This is a genomic window from Eubacterium sp. F2 (genome assembly GCF_046244355.1).
GTDB lineage: Bacteria > Bacillota > Clostridia > Peptostreptococcales > Anaerovoracaceae > Aminicella.
Map to the genome: position 1 here is coordinate 106,717 of NZ_CP176393.1, position 14,587 is coordinate 121,303.

The window sequence follows — 14,587 nt, forward strand, 5'->3', positions numbered from 1 at the left end:
AATCCACGCACCCCTCGCGGGGTGCGACCTCTTTGACGTAGTGATCGATTAGGTTAGGATAATTTCAATCCACGCACCCCTCGCGGGGTGCGACCCCACGCCAGCCCGTATTGTAACGGGGGTGGAAATTTCAATCCACGCACCCCTCGCGGGGTGCGACACAGTTATCAGCGCTTAAGGCATACGCGGAGCTATTTCAATCCACGCACCCCTCGCGGGGTGCGACTCCTTAAATAAGTTTGCGCAGGGGCTTTTCAGAATTTCAATCCACGCACCCCTCGCGGGGTGCGACCAGGAATACGTTTTCCGCTGCTTCCTTTAAGTTTATTTCAATCCACGCACCCCTCGCGGGGTGCGACCCGACAACCTTGTAGTTTCCACCAGCACCAGCGCATTTCAATCCACGCACCCCTCGCGGGGTGCGACTTGCTATGGCCGCTTTCTCTTTGACAGCTTCGCCATTTCAATCCACGCACCCCTCGCGGGGTGCGACCTGAATCTGAAAGCGGCTGAACTTAAGCTGCTATTTCAATCCACGCACCCCTCGCGGGGTGCGACCGCCATGACAGATGAGGAAAAGATCGCAACTCTTATTTCAATCCACGCACCCCTCGCGGGGTGCGACAAGAGCAATGCTCAACTCAAACCCTGGCTGGAAATTTCAATCCACGCACCCCTCGCGGGGTGCGACGGGCTCCCATTTTGACCATTGCTCCAACACTGCCGATTTCAATCCACGCACCCCTCGCGGGGTGCGACCAGATAAGCAGGCGTAGTGTCGAGAGCCTTTGCATTTCAATCCACGCACCCCTCGCGGGGTGCGACGACTCTTTTTTGCCCCTATTTTCCCCATATACAATTTCAATCCACGCACCCCTCGCGGGGTGCGACGTTGCAATAGCCGCTGGTTTTGTCTTTCCTGTATTTCAATCCACGCACCCCTCGCGGGGTGCGACTCGGCCATACGGGCAGATAAGGAGACGGAAATATTTCAATCCACGCACCCCTCGCGGGGTGCGACGAGGGTACGCTTCAGGTTACGCAAAGGGTTACGCATTTCAATCCACGCACCCCTCGCGGGGTGCGACCAAATGAGCTGAGTTTCGTGCCATTAGCCGGGCTATTTCAATCCACGCACCCCTCGCGGGGTGCGACTAATCTTGCCAATGACTTTCAGATCCATCGTGTATTTCAATCCACGCACCCCTCGCGGGGTGCGACTTTCGAAGAGCCCGGATACTCATACGTATCCATATTTCAATCCACGCACCCCTCGCGGGGTGCGACGACAGGACTCAGGCAGCCTGCAGAGTTTTACACGGATTTCAATCCACGCACCCCTCGCGGGGTGCGACGAAATGGCACTGGAAAAAAGATTTGGAACGATGTATTTCAATCCACGCACCCCTCGCGGGGTGCGACTCAGCTCTGTGCCGATCGATCTGACCGTCAAGAAATTTCAATCCACGCACCCCTCGCGGGGTGCGACTCCAAGAGTGTATCTGTGCAGTGACGAGTGTGTCATTTCAATCCACGCACCCCTCGCGGGGTGCGACGGACCTGTATGAAAGGCTGGACTTTGAGCTGGTATTTCAATCCACGCACCCCTCGCGGGGTGCGACACTATCTCAACGGCGCAGAGACACCGCAGGTACGCAATTTCAATCCACGCACCCCTCGCGGGGTGCGACTCGATCCTGATCGGCGATCTGGCGAAGATCCTATTTCAATCCACGCACCCCTCGCGGGGTGCGACGTCAAGATTCATCATTCTACTGACCTCATCCAGTATTTCAATCCACGCACCCCTCGCGGGGTGCGACCTGCGTCTCATCCAGCTCATCTACTTCAAATATTTATTTCAATCCACGCACCCCTCGCGGGGTGCGACCACAATGTCCCCATATGTGCGGATTGCAATATATTTCAATCCACGCACCCCTCGCGGGGTGCGACGATCCTGAACCGCAGCCACCGACAGAACCACAGATTTCAATCCACGCACCCCTCGCGGGGTGCGACGGCAGTTTTGATTTTGAGACTGCAAAAAACATGTTATTTCAATCCACGCACCCCTCGCGGGGTGCGACGACAAATTCGCGGCGGCGCGTGGGTGGAAAATATCTATTTCAATCCACGCACCCCTCGCGGGGTGCGACATCATCCAGATACTTACTAATTGCTTCACTTGTTATTTCAATCCACGCACCCCTCGCGGGGTGCGACGTGACATTGGCAGAAAAATCGTTGGAAAATAGCTATTTCAATCCACGCACCCCTCGCGGGGTGCGACGATACCGGAATCAATCCATCCCGTAAATCTATCCATTTCAATCCACGCACCCCTCGCGGGGTGCGACTGACTTGCGATAAGATACCTGGACTCTATCGGTCTTATTTCAATCCACGCACCCCTCGCGGGGTGCGACTCGTTCCGTGTCCGCATTGCGGAGAAATGATTATTTCAATCCACGCACCCCTCGCGGGGTGCGACAAACGAGCAGGAAAACGTAATCGGGACAAGCCATTTCAATCCACGCACCCCTCGCGGGGTGCGACGATGCAGGATTTTTCATATACATCGTCAATCGATATTTCAATCCACGCACCCCTCGCGGGGTGCGACAGTTTGAAGCTTTCCGGATTGCTCATGTAGTTGTATTTCAATCCACGCACCCCTCGCGGGGTGCGACTCAACCATCCGGGACTACTACGGATTGAGCGGTATTTCAATCCACGCACCCCTCGCGGGGTGCGACCTTATGCTCCTGGAGTTCCACTCCATCGATCTTATTTCAATCCACGCACCCCTCGCGGGGTGCGACGCGGTTATACCGTTCTCCCACCATCTATCCATCCATTTCAATCCACGCACCCCTCGCGGGGTGCGACAGCCAAATTTCAAAATATCGACTGACTTTAAGATTTTTCTTGTGCTCATCACCCAATATTTTTCATATTCAGCTACCCGCTGAAGAATTTTTTAGACATCAGCGGGATTTTTATAGGTGCGAACCTCACCGTGTATTTTAAACAGCTTGTACTTCGCACCGTAATTACCTTCTAGACTATAACATTAAAACTCCCTCAGGATCGTAGGAAGTCTTTTTCCCATAATGTTCTATCCGTTTTGCATAGTTGTTACCTAAATTATAAAACCGGATGCTGTCTTTTTCTGGGTCATAAATACTAAGCAGTCGGTTTTTCAATGTAACAAATTTTGCCATATCGAGATCGCACTCAAAAACAGAATTTTGCACACGCTGGCCATATGCAACACAGGCTTTCGCAATCTGAGATAGTCTCTTTCTTCCTTTTTCTGAGGTTGTATTTACATCATACGTTATTAATACAAGCATTTCAATCTCCTATTTCCAGAAGGATGGTGTCAAGAGGTAGTGGGAGTTTTTGTTGACAGATCTCCAAGCTTTTTCTGCGAGCTGTACGCAGCCTATGCCTGGAACGCCTCCCGGCTCCCTTCGCGCATGCTCACGCTTCCGACTCCGCCGGCCCTCTCCGGGCCGTCGATCGTCTGGCAGCGAGGCGCTCAGAAGTCCATGCATAGGCTGCGTTACAGGCTCACGCTCAATCAGCTTAGCAGGTCTCTTGCCACTCCACAGCTCTTGATCAGCATCTGGGTTCCGGAAGCTCCATCCATGACAAAAGGCTCTCCTTCAAAAATACTCCAGTCATGCAATTCCTCTTTCGCCTGTTGAATGACATGATCCGCATATTCAGCGTATTTCTCCCGAAGAACGTTCTCAGCTTTCTCCTTATGCAAATCCTCTGCTTTCAGTTCGCCGCCATTGATCAGGTACACTCTGATATCGCTCAGCCTCCCAAGCCCTTCATCGCTCCATCCCTGCGGCTCACGGCTAAACCGTTTCGACAGAATATGACTGACCAGTCCTTCTGTGCAGCTTCCCGGCATATCTTTCTTGAACCGGTTCACGATTGGCTTCCAGTTTCCGTTCAGATAGACGCCGAATCGGTTGACTTTTTCTGTCAGCCTCTTGTCTTCCTTCGCGTCATCCAGCAGTTCCTGTATGCATCGATCGGCTCTGCTTCGATCATTTTTTTGCACGGCGTCCATGATCACCGTTTTCACTCTTCTCTTTGGAAAACTGCCTGCCAGTGACCGCAGGGCCTTCTGGAAATGAAACCCATCCATAACGTGAACAACATTGCCAAAATCGTCCAGTCCGTTCCTGATCCAGTTTCCGCCGTCTCCGTGAAGCACGATCTTCTCCAGCACATCCATGTCATATTTCTTTTCGATGAACCCTTCTACGGTCTTCCACAAACGTCTGGTATTGAAATTCTCATCGACAAAGCTCACAGGCTCTACAGTCGCATTCCGATGGGTACCGATCGGTCGTATTCCTTCTGTTACGGTCACCAGCGGAACAATCCTGCTCCGCTTTCCCGGCTTCTTGCCTGCTTTCTGCATATGCACGTGGTCCTCATCAGCAAAAACATGGAGCACACTGACCTTTCGTTTCGCCTTCGGCACTGCGGCCTCTGGAACATTCACTTTCATGATGCAGTTCCTCACTGTCTGTCTGCTCAGTTCGCCTCCCGTCACGATATCAGAACTCTTCGCATAGGATACGTAGGCTGCATGCTCGGCCAGCCACTTCCCTATAACCCGGTCGACGCGTTCATACTTTGGTAGGCCGAGGATCTCATCCAGAAGGAATCGATGCTTCCCGCTGTTCTTGTCATAGTAATAGCTCCGATCGATTCCGATCGCGCCGAATTCTGTGTAGATCGTCCGCTTCCTGTCTCTGGCTTTGATCGTGAATCCGAGCTGTTTTCTGCCGGCTTTGTCATTTCTCAGTTCCTGATCGAGCCCCTCCGCAGCTGCACGGATGAACCTGGCGGTCGTTTCCTTGCAGTATCTCATGAGCTTCGCGCTGGTCTCTTCCCATTTCATTCCTTCGTGAGGTTTTAATGTTTCCAGAATATTTTCCAGGAATTCCGTTGCGATTTCATGTATAATAGATGCCATAGGGATCTCCTTTCGAGTGCATAGATGTAATTGTTTCACTATTATCTTAGCACTTGGAGATCCCTTTTTCAGTTTCTAAAACCCCACTAATACTTTACACCCTCTTTCCAGAAGAACGGAGGGTAATCATCTAAGTCCCCGCGTATACATCTGGCTAAAAGCATAGCCTGTATATGCGGAGCAAGGCCCCACTCCATTTTCTCTTTAAGAAAAGGATGGGTAATCGTCTCACGTTTTTTCTTCTGCCATTCCTGCAGGAATCGTCTGCGTGCATCATCGTTAAGTATCACCGCTCCGCTTTCCTGTTCGTCAAAATCCGAAGCTCCAAGAATTCGATTGTTAATTAATGTCAAAACAAACCGGTCTGCATAAACAGAACGAAATTCTTCCATCAGATCTAATCCGAGAGACCTCCGGCCTGGTCTGTCGGTATGAAGATAACCTACATATGGATCCAGACCAACACCTTGAAGAGCTGCACTGCAGTCGTTTGCAAGTAAGGAATACGCAAATGATAAAAGTGCATTTACACGATCTGTAGGCGGCCTGCGATTTCTCCCTTGAAAATGAAATGCAGATTTATTTTGTAGAATCATCTGATCAAACAATCCAAAATATACATTTGCAGCGGTTCCTTCAATCCCTCTCAGTTCTGCACAGGTTTTCGCTGACTTTACTTCACTCAGCAATTCCTTCAGTCGGTCGGATCCATCCTGAAAATCCAATTGGCTTACTCTCATAGAGTAATTCCTGCCGAATTTAAGCAGCAGATATCTGCTATTATATAGTTTTCCGTAAATAAAAGTTTTTGCCAGCCGCAGCGCATGTTCTTCAGAATCTGCATATCGGTACTGCTGGCGGCGGAGAAATACATTTCCGTCTGTGGTTCCACTTGCACAAGCCAGAAATCTGCCAAATGGAGTAAAAAAAGAAAGTTGAATGCCATCCTTTACACATTCTCCCATTAACGCCGGCGTTGCCCCTTTATAGGAAAAACTGACAATTGACTCCAATGTATGAAGTGGAATCATCTTTTTCTGTCCCCCTATCGAGACCGAGATATTCCCTCCATCCAGAGCCAGGAATGCGTCTTCTGATGTTATATAGAGTGTATTCAAAAGTTTCTGCATATCATTCCTCCAGATGTTCCTTTATATACCGCTCTACTCCATGCTTCTCAGCTTTTCTCAGCATGTCAGGCAGACAGATATTTCTCAGAGAACACTGCCGGCACTTTTTTCCGGTTTTGACGGAAGGTGTATAACCACGCTGAAAATATTTCTGCATCTCCTCAATGGTTTTAATCGTCGTCTCTCTTAATTCTTCATCAATTTCAACGATTTCTCTGCGTCTTGTTTTCTCATAAAACAAAACGCCCGATGGAATCGTGCAGCACAACATTTCTTCCAGACATATAACCTGGGCAGCAACCTGCATCCTGTCACAATCAGAAATCTTCGAATCACCATGTTTATACTCAACTGGAATAACATTCCACTTTCCCTTATATCCTGATAATTCTACACCATCTGAATCTGGATGGAGTTCCACGGCATCACATTCACCTGTAATTCCCAAATTATCAGAACGAACGCGCAGACCACGAACTGTAATGACACCAGAGCGATTATCACGAACGGAAGAATCATGCACTCTTTTGTGCATGACTCTTCCTTCTGCAGTTAATCCGTTTTCAGTCCATTGATCTTCAATGTGAATCAATGCCCATTGTCTGCGGCAGTAAATAAAATGCTGTATTCCAGATATCATCAGATACTCGTTACATTCCTTCAATTTCTTCAACCTCAAGTCCTGGAAGTGTTTCTACTGTAATTTCATAGTCATCAGCAGAAGCTGGAACTGTAATCCCTTCTTTTTTAACAGCATGAACGCTCCGATGCACCTTTGCGGATGAATACTGTCCATCTTTACAGTTATGTTTAAACCAGAATAACTTAACAACTTCCATAGATCCATCTGGTCTTGCTGAAGAGGAATCATTGACGAAAAGGGTTTTCAATGCTTCCTTGATCTTTTCTGCGTCATCTTCAGTAAACCCGGTCTTTTCTGCAAGCTGGACATTAATTGCACCCTTAACTTCGTAAAGGCCAAACTTGACCATGTGTTTTAGTCCCATCGTATCGCTGCCCTTTTCCCCGTTTTTTGTAGGCTCACCATTGACACTTTTGGTAATCTGCATAGATACGATGTCAACCGGATCCATGCTTACTGCCTGATGCACAGATACTGGTCCGCGGACACCTACAGATGCACAGTTGAACCCTTTAAATGCAAAAACCTGTCCAAAAGATCTGACGTCGAGCCAGGTTTCACAGGCCTTCACAGCGAACTCATCCTTATCCTTAATCTTCTCCAGACTTTTCGCTCTCTCCTTCAAAGATTTTGCCTCATCGTCAGCGCGATCATCTGACTGCACAAAAATTTTTTCTCCCATGTCCTGAAGACGGTTTCTGAGTTTTCTCTTGATGCAGACATCGGAAATCTCACCGTATCCGTTATAATCTGTACGCGGACGATTTCCATCCAATGGATCTCCGTTCGGATTTGCATTATTTACCGCAATAAAAGCTACAAAATCGATCTTATTATTCAAAACACCCATTATTTTTCCTCCTGTTTATTCTCATCAACATTGTTGTCTTTCTTTTTATACAGATTATTTTTCTGCAGGTAATATCCAAGCAGATATGTTTCATCCAGCGGCTGGTTATATTCCTCAATCGGAGACTGGGAAATTTTATCCATAATTTCTCCAATCAGCCGATCATAATAGACCCGGCTTCCTTCTGTTAGTTTTGGATAATACGCTGTCTTCAGCTTGTCCATGATCGACTTGACTGCATAACCAGGACGTCTTACAAAAACGGGCTGCATTCTGATTGCATTTGTTTCCCGGTCATCACCGGCCTTGTTAAGCACATCCCGCTCAATCTTTTCCATGACCGCAAGCAGTCTGCCAAACTGATAGCTTCTATTCTTGCAATTCGGATCTAATGCCATCTTCCATTCCTCCTTAAAATGATCTATCCAGTATTTACGGATAACTGCACATACCGTGAATAGCAGTTTTCTTCTGTTTTCCCCCTTATACAGTTTCAGATTTCCTGCACGATGTACCAACGCTCCCATCAGATCTTCCGGGATCTTCGATGCATCAATTCTGCAGTGAATCAGTCTCTGCATCTGTTCAGGAACAATACGATCATCGACAGATATAGTCTGCTTGTCCTTTTGCTCACGCGGAAGTCCATATGCAAACTGGATAATAGAATATAAATAAGGTGCATATGTACCATAATTTGAATCCGTCCAGCAGCATGTACGGTCCCAGAACTCAAGACGTTTAATAAACGATGAGCCCATAAGTTCACTATAATAAGTTACCGCCAGACGTCCGCTCGTAGCTGCATCAAATCCGGCAATGACGACTCGTCCATTATCAGGGAATTCAGCTTTAAACCCAGAAACAATCTTATTCAGCCTCTCTCGGTAATTTACAGGAGTATATCTGACTTTCTCCACATTCTGAAGCAATGGATTGACAATCGATGGCACCTCTGCACCTTCCGGATTCCATGCAATAAATACACGATTTCCTTCCCGGACACCGCTGTTTGATACAATCCATTTCAATGCATTATGCGCTTTTTGTGAAGAAAGATATCCAATCGACAACGCCTGACCAGAATCAAGAAATCGTCCTCTGAAAGTAAAATTCGTTTTGTCATTAGCAGAAATTATCTTTGAATTTCCGTTCGCCGCCACTACACCTTTCATGTGCTGTTTCGCAACTTCTTCGTATTTTCCGGTCAAATAGCAGAAATCCAGATGGTTATCATTATCCAGAATATCAGAATAATATTTCTGCCAGGAAGCAAACATCTTTTTGTCCTGATAAACTGGTCCGCTGTCCTCTCCCAGTCCAGTTACCGACCAGCAGACAACATCTTTTTCATTTTTAACATGTCCATCATCTTCCTTCAGAAGTCCCGCGTTTCTGAGATCATTAAGGATTGTCCCGCGTTTTAAATATGAATAAACTGCGTTTAGCTTTTTGGTTGAATAAACCGATAAACTCCATCCTTCAAGCTGCTCCATGTAACTCTCATGCTTTTCCGGATTAACCTCGGTTACATACCCGATCTGATCACATAGTGGGTGTGGCCGGACTGCACTTCCGGCTCTTCCCGCAGATTCCTCTAAAACAGGAATAATAATCAGATTTTCGTTCGTGCCGAGTGCTTTTGCTTCAACAAAATTTCCTTCCTGATCCACCGTAATTTCAATCTGAGCATGCGTTATAATATGTCCAACCGGAGACAATGGCTCTTTTCCGGCCTGTATTTTCCCGGCATAATCAGACATACAGTCGTATGTTTTTATTGCTTCTTGCAGAAGACCCATTACCTAACCTCCTCAAATTCTCCCAGGCCGCTGAAATTTTTTTTCTCTTTTCCAAAAGACTTCATGGACATTTCTTTGATAATTCGGTGGATCTCGCAGTCCTGCGGTTTCGGGAATTCGATGATGCCACGTTTCATGACGGCATGCCATAAATTAATCGTCATGTGTCCATCCGTCTCATTTGAATACGCTTCATCTGCATATGTAATACCATGGTACATGATACCAAAATCCAGACGCGGAATCTGATCGTAAAATCCCTCTCCTTCGCCGAACACACAAGGTTCCACATAGCCCTGACATTCTCTGGTTCCAAGAAAAATATCTCTTCTTCCACCTTTTCTAATCATTCGTTTTGCGATTTCATGATGTTTGTTCTCATTCCGGTCACCCTTCAATTCCGGGCGGTTCTCATTCCATTCGAAATGTGCCTGAACCTGATATCTGCAGTCCTTTAAATAGGTATAATAGGCGAGATCATTTTTTTGACTGTCATTATATTTTATCGGCCGGATTCCTTTCACTTCTGTCTGAATCGGATTCATGATTCTGACTTTGTCGATGTACCAGATAATCGTCGGTTTCCAGTACACAGAAGATAATATTCCCTTTAACGCCTCGTAAGTCGGGACCTGGTAACTAGATTTCTCTCCGCCAATTCTTGTAACCGGATCTGAAAATAATGCATAATCTCCGGAAACTTCAAATTCCACTATATTAGGATGCATTCCTCACTTCCTCCTTCCACATTTAATCCAATGTAATCATCATAACAGCTATTATCAAGTGTAAAAATACTTTCCACTGCCTGATGAATTCTTCCATCCTGTTTTAACTTTTCAAATTGCCAATCGTATACAGATACGGAATATGCCTTTGCCTGATTCAGCAGCGACTTCAGATATCCATAATCCTTTTCTGCTTTCTCCGAGTAAATTGCTGCGATTAAATCTCTTCCTTCATTCAGATACGGAACAATTACCGTTTTTGCTTCATTATCGATTACCCGGAACGATTCACCAGCAGTTTTGAAGGCCTGTTTAGTCATATATGACTGCAGATATTTTTGATCTGCGCTCATCTGCGCATATGATGCATTATCTGACAGAAGTTCAAATATGCTTGGCTTTCCTTTTCCGATCGCAAAATCCATCTGGCCGCTTACTCTGTTGATATCCCGAAACAGATATTGATAGTATGATCGTATCGCCTCTTCAGACGCCAGATCATTTTCATACTTCTGCGGACCATTCTCAAACTCATGCACAAGTTCCAGAAATGCTGATTTCTCGCGTTGAATAGAAGGCAGCATTTTCAGCTGTTCATCAACACAATTGATTACATATACTGGAAGCGGACTGTCCGATTCACCGTTTCGATTACATCTTCCCGCCGCCTGTACGATGCTGTCCAGGCCCGCTGCAAACCGGACAACTGCTGAAAAGGAAATATCTACACCGGCCTGAATAACCTGAGTAGAAATACAAATCATTTTTTCGTGCTCCCGCAATGCCCGGTACATTTCTTCAAGCGTATTTTTCCGATGTGCCATACACATTGCAGAAGACAGATAAAATGCTTTGACACCGTTCGTACTCCTCACAGATTCAAATAATTTCTCTGCCTGCGCCTTTTTATTACAGACAACCAGAACACTTTCCCTGTCCATAAGCAATGCATTTAAGAACTCTGGAATATCATCGAGCTGGTAATCGCCTTGCCAGGTAATTTTTGTCCGCCTGAAAACCTCTCGATAGTTCTGCATCTCCTTATCGGGAACAAACTGTTCTCTACGAATCTTCATCGGATGCTCAAGTTCATCCAAAGACGGCTGTGTTGCTGAGCATAGAAGAATGGTTGCATGACATGTCTGCGACAAAAAATTCATCGCAAGGTTGAAAAGCGTAAGCATATTCGCCGGGACTGTCTGCACTTCATCAAAAATAATCACACTTTCTGTGAGCGACTGAAATCTCCTGATACAGGTTGTTTTCCCGCTAAAAATTGTGTTCAGAAGCTGAACTAGTGTCGTTATGATGATTGGCGCATCCCATGTCTCTGCCAGAAGTTCATACTGGTGCAGCTCATCATCAGTCATTTCATCTGTAATAATGTTAGAATGATGTTCTAACACAATATCACTGCGTTCAAGATTGTCCCGAATCACGTCAGCATTCTGATCAAGAATACTGATCAGAGGTGCCACGTAGATAATCCGCTTTTTCTTTTTCTTCGCTGCATGTGCAAGTGCAAATCTGAGGCCAGATAATGTCTTTCCAGCTCCTGTAGGCAGATCGAGCCGATAAATTCCTTCCTCACAAGAGCTGAAGTCTTTACAGTAATCGGACAAATCTCTTCTTGCCGCCTGAATACCTGTACTGCTGTCCATCTGATCCAGATGCCGCTCTAACACAGCAAGCAGTCCCTTCCATAATCCTGAATCAGCGGTTACAAGCTTTGTAAAGTCTGCACCGGCCATAAATTCTGCCGTATCTCTCCGGTCTCCATCAATGACCGCGGATAACAGCAGTCTCGCAAACATGCCTTCATAGAAATAGACTTCCCGGGCATCGCCTGCATTTGCTGTAATGGCCTGAAGAGCCTCGGAAAGTTCAGCAGATCCTGCGTTAAACAGGTCTTCTAATTCACATTCTCCAATACATTCCCGAAAGTAATCAGCTGCAGCACGAGAATCATAGTCCGGTTGTTTCTCCATTCTGTGTACAAATCCCAGCTTTCCATCTGGATCTATACAGTCAAATTCCCCATGATGTGCTCCTGCAGCATAGGCAAAAATCTCTGCACAGATATCTTTCATTGAAATGGAATTATCCTCTTCATTATGATATCTGCTTAATATATACGATACTGCGGCGAAAGTATGGATTACAGATCCTCTCTTTACTGGAAGTCTTTCCGCACTTTTATGAATATACGTATCGAAATCACCTGTGAACTTTCCCATATCGTGCACGACTCCGACAAACCATCCGGCCTTGCCTAACCCGATGCCCGTAAGATCCTTTTTTACATATTCTGCCGTATTCAGGCAATGCTCTCTGCATGTCTGCTCGACTTTCGTATCCGGTCGAATATGTGCAGTAAACATGATTTCATTTCCTCCGTTCTTTCTTCAGCAATTTCAAACATTCACCTTTTTTCCCTCACCATATTCCCCAGTCTGCTCGGCTCCTATTCTTCCGAATCATCATATTCCTTAATCAGAATAAACATGCAGTTTTCCCGTTCGGATTTACTGAAGCCCTCGACAGCCGGAAAACCTTTACTGGTGTAAATTTCATAATACTGCATTGGATACTCTCTGGCGCTGATCTTCTGCGCTTTCCCGGAGGTCTGAAGGTTAACGTTACTATATGCTTTTCCGTACATCCGGTCTATGACATGATCAAAGGACTGCTTACTGATATCTTCCCGATCGCTCTGCCACACATAGGAGACTTTCTTTCCGTTGTAGATATAGTAGACTTTTCCTTTCATTCCACGCGCGATGGACAGGGACTGTCCGTCATGAAATGATGATGGAAGTTTCCTGACTCTTCCATGGCTGTCTGTTCCTGCGTTCTCGCCGTATTTCTGGAATACATTCCTGGCATAAATTCTGTTGGGTACGGAATCGAGGAAGCATATTGCGATGGCGGCCAAAAGAAAGCCGGCAAGAATACGCCGCACGATTTTCTTTCGATGGGGGCGTTTCAGAGCCCTTTGTTTTCTGTGTTCTTCTTGTTCAGCTCTCTGGGCTTCCTCTTCTTTCTTTTGCTGCTCTATCATCGCAGTCGTTATCACATTTCCGTCTTTATCGGTCTTTACCGGATCGATCCGGATTTGCGGGCCGTTATTATAGGCGTCTATCCTTGCTTCTATTTCTGGATCGTTGGCTTTGTCTGCACAGGATTCATCCAGATCCAGCAGAAGATCTGCATACTTATCGACGAAGCCCGGGATGGTCCTCCGATATTCATCAAAGATGCGGTTCTTCTCAACAATTTTTCTGGCTGTGTCGTTATCGATCTCACGATAGGTATGTCCCATAAGGCTGCCCAGCAGAGATTTAGTGTCCCGCTCGTTAGTATCCGTGTTAAATCCCTCTGTTACAAAATCGCACCGTTCTACGCCCATTGGATACTTAAGATCTAACCAGTCAATCGGCCTGAAGTAGCATTTCAGATATTTCATGAAGAGCTGTTTTTCTTCATCGTCCATCGATCCCCAGTCGATAAATCTCTGAAATATTATAAATTGTGCTTTCTGCAGACCACTGTCGTAAGCACTGCCGAAAAGCCGATTTCTCAGAAATTCACAATGCTTTTTCATCTGCTCACGCTGCATCTTTTTCTGCTGCTTCATCAAGAAATCGTTCCGTCTTCCAGGCTCTCTTTCCTCGATCGGATCGACATGCCAGCATTTCTGATACAATTCCTCTAAAAAAACATATGGCCGTTTATCTGGTATAAACACTGGATCCAGAGCTGGCAGCTCTGTCAGATCCATACGAATTTCATGTTCATTCCAGAAATCATACCAGGGATTGGTTTTACAATTGGCCTTCCACATCAGCCAGTTGAACCGGTCTGCGGCCATCAGCCACATGGCTCCATGTTCCCAGTTATGAATCCATGCATTCTGGTCATATGCAGGTACTGTCTGTTCAATGGAATATTTTCCACTGGAAATATCATTCCAGATCTGATCCAGACCATGTCTGCGGAATAAAGATTCTTGTTCCTCCGGCGGAAGAAAGGCGAGAAGACAGTTGCTGTTCAGTTTTTCCTGCTTCTTAAGTTTCTTGAATTTTCCTTCTTCCTTCCGCTCTTCACTGGTATAGAAAGTGCCGCCTGAATATCCGGAAAATGATGATCCCCCTCCATCATAGTCATCGTCATCAGCATCATCGCCATAGCCATCATAGTCATCATCACCGTAGTCATCATTGAAATCATCATCAGAATGATCATCAAATCCGTCATTAAAATCATCCGAATCTGACTGACTGCTTCGTTCTTCACTGCGCCGGACCATATCCTCGAACTGCCCGCGGCTCAGTCCATGCCAGAAATCATCTCCACTGCTCATAATTCTCTTCTCCTGAAATATCGCTTCTTTAAAGTAATAACAATTGTGCCTCTTTTCATT

Annotated in this window: 9 protein-coding genes and 1 CRISPR repeat array (1 of these 10 cut by a window edge); all 9 genes read right to left on the bottom strand. The window is 46.2% G+C overall.

What is annotated here, in order from left to right; genetic code table 11:
• Positions 1 to 2,892: a CRISPR direct-repeat array (repeat unit 33 nt; unit sequence ATTTCAATCCACGCACCCCTCGCGGGGTGCGAC); it begins 5,893 nt to the left of the window's first position.
• 176 nt (positions 2,893 to 3,068) lie between these two features.
• Complete coding sequence (gene cas2, locus ACI77B_RS00405) at positions 3,069 to 3,359, bottom strand: CRISPR-associated endonuclease Cas2 (protein WP_409336861.1); 291 nt, start codon at positions 3,357 to 3,359, stop codon at positions 3,069 to 3,071.
• Positions 3,360 to 3,589: 230 nt separating this feature from the next.
• A complete protein-coding gene (locus ACI77B_RS00410) occupies positions 3,590 to 5,011 on the bottom strand; it encodes an ISLre2 family transposase (RefSeq protein ID WP_409336044.1) in 1,422 nt (473 codons plus the stop codon).
• 86 nt (positions 5,012 to 5,097) lie between these two features.
• A complete protein-coding gene (cas1c, locus tag ACI77B_RS00415; RefSeq protein ID WP_409336862.1) occupies positions 5,098 to 6,141 on the bottom strand; it encodes a type I-C CRISPR-associated endonuclease Cas1c in 1,044 nt (347 codons plus the stop codon).
• 1 nt (position 6,142) lies between these two features.
• Positions 6,143 to 6,814, bottom strand: a complete 672-nt coding sequence (cas4, locus tag ACI77B_RS00420; RefSeq protein ID WP_409336863.1) for a CRISPR-associated protein Cas4 — start codon at positions 6,812 to 6,814, stop codon at positions 6,143 to 6,145.
• Complete coding sequence (gene cas7c, locus ACI77B_RS00425; RefSeq protein ID WP_409336864.1) at positions 6,792 to 7,634, bottom strand: type I-C CRISPR-associated protein Cas7/Csd2; 843 nt, start codon at positions 7,632 to 7,634, stop codon at positions 6,792 to 6,794. The genes cas4 and cas7c overlap by 23 nt, the downstream gene beginning before the upstream one ends.
• On the bottom strand, positions 7,634 to 9,436 hold the full coding sequence (cas8c, locus tag ACI77B_RS00430) for a type I-C CRISPR-associated protein Cas8c/Csd1 (protein WP_409336865.1): 1,803 nt from the start codon (positions 9,434 to 9,436) through the stop codon (positions 7,634 to 7,636). Before cas8c ends, cas7c begins: the two co-directional genes overlap by 1 nt.
• Positions 9,436 to 10,164, bottom strand: coding sequence for a type I-C CRISPR-associated protein Cas5c (gene cas5c, locus ACI77B_RS00435; RefSeq protein ID WP_409336866.1), 729 nt, complete (start codon positions 10,162 to 10,164; stop codon positions 9,436 to 9,438). Before cas5c ends, cas8c begins: the two co-directional genes overlap by 1 nt.
• Positions 10,149 to 12,545 carry a CRISPR-associated helicase Cas3' gene (cas3, locus tag ACI77B_RS00440; protein WP_409336867.1) on the bottom strand — a complete coding sequence of 799 codons (2,397 nt, stop codon included), beginning with the start codon at positions 12,543 to 12,545 and terminating at the stop codon, positions 10,149 to 10,151. The genes cas5c and cas3 overlap by 16 nt, the downstream gene beginning before the upstream one ends.
• Before the next feature lie 83 nt (positions 12,546 to 12,628).
• A complete protein-coding gene (locus ACI77B_RS00445; RefSeq protein ID WP_409336868.1) occupies positions 12,629 to 14,527 on the bottom strand; it encodes a hypothetical protein in 1,899 nt (632 codons plus the stop codon).
• Between the last annotated feature and the right edge of the window lie 60 nt (positions 14,528 to 14,587).